This window comes from Streptosporangium minutum, from assembly GCF_002149035.1.
Taxonomy (GTDB): Bacteria; Actinomycetota; Actinomycetes; order Streptosporangiales; family Streptosporangiaceae; genus Streptosporangium; species Streptosporangium minutum.
Genome location: NZ_NGFP01000494.1, coordinates 1 through 1,585 on the forward strand (window position 1 = coordinate 1; position 1,585 = coordinate 1,585).

The window sequence follows — 1,585 nt, forward strand, 5'->3', positions numbered from 1 at the left end:
CCCCGGCCCCGCCACCCGCAACCGCAACACGTCATGACAGTCCAACACGGCCTGCACCGCGACCGTCAGATGATCCAGACCGAGCCCCGGAGGCACCCGCAGAACCACCGTCTGGCTGAACCCGCCGATCGGCCCGCCCCGTTCCGCCAGCCAGGCCATGATGGGGGTGGCCGGCAGCGGGCCGATCCCGTCGTCGCCGTCGGTGACGGCCGTCTCCACGGACTCGTGTGCGACGAGCGCGAGAGCCTCCGGGCTCCGGTGCTGGAAGACGTGCTTGGGCGTGAGTCCCAGCCCGGCCTCGCGGGCGCGGGCGACGAGCTGGATCGCGAGGATGCTGTCGCCGCCCAGGTCGAAGAAGCCGTCGTCGGCCCCTGCCCGCTCCACCCCCAGCACCTCGGCGAACAGCCCGCACAGCAGCCGTTCCCGATCCGTCGCCGGCTCCCGGCCGGAGGTCTCCCGCTCCGGCGCGGGCAGGGCCTGCCGGTCCAGCTTGCCGTTGGCCGTCAGCGGCATCGCCTCCAGCACCACGATCGCGGCCGGGACCATGTAGTCGGGCAGGGCCAGCCGGGCATGCCGCCGGAGCTCGTCGGCGTCCGCCGTACCGGTGACATAGGCGACCAGGCGCCGGTCCCCGGGCTGGTCGTCGCGGGCCAGCACGGCCGCCTGACCGACGCCGGGGTGGCCGGCGAGCACGCTCTCGATCTCTCCCAGTTCGATCCGGAAGCCGCGCACCTTGACCTGCCGGTCGGCCCGGTCCAGGTACTGGAGCTGGCCGTCAGCCCCCCACCGGACCAGGTCTCCGGTGCGGTACATCCGCCCGCCGACCTGGGACGGATCGGCGACGAACCGCTCGGCTGTCAGGCCGGGCCGGTTGAGGTAGCCCCGGGCCACGCTCGGACCGGCGACGTACAGCTCACCGGCCGCGCCGGGCGGGACCGCGCGCAGGCCGGGGTCCAGGACGTGCAGTCGGGTGTCGTAGACCGGGCGGCCGATCGGGGTGTCGTCAGGAGAGGTCAGCGGGTCGCTGGTGGCGACCACGACCGTGGTCTCGGTAGGACCGTACACATTGATCATCCGGCGGCCGGCGGCCCAGCGGCGGACCAGTTCGGGGCGGCAGGCCTCGCCGCCGACCAGCAGCGTCCGCAGGTCGGGGAGCGGCCGTTCCGGGATCGTCGCCAGCGCGGCCGGGGTGACGAAGGCGTGGGTGACGCGCGCCTCGGCGAGGAAGCGGCCGAGCGGTTCCCCGCCGTAGATCCCGGCGGGGGCCAGCACGAGCGCCGCCCCCGAGGAGAAGGCCATCAGCCACTCCAGCACCGCCCCGTCGAACCCGATCGAGGCGAACTGGAGCACCCGGCTGTCCTCGGTCACCGCGTACCGGTCGATCTCGGTCCGCGCGTAGCCCGGCAGGCCCGCGTGGGTGACCAGCACGCCCTTGGGCAGGCCGGTCGAACCGGAGGTGAAGACGACGTAGGCCGGGTGGCCGGGCAGCAGCGCGGTCACCGGATCGGAATCGGGGAGGCCGTCGCCGGTCCAGGTGTCCATCATGACGACCTCCGCGCCGGAGAGACCGTCCTCGATCCGGGAG

Annotated in this window: 1 protein-coding gene; it reads right to left on the reverse strand. The window is 73.9% G+C overall.

What is annotated here, in order from left to right; translation table 11 throughout:
- Positions 1-1,545, reverse strand: a 1,545-nt coding sequence (locus tag CA984_RS43960; RefSeq protein WP_133061993.1) for a non-ribosomal peptide synthetase, incomplete at its 3' end; no start/stop codon positions are given.
- Positions 1,546-1,585 lie beyond the last annotated feature (40 nt).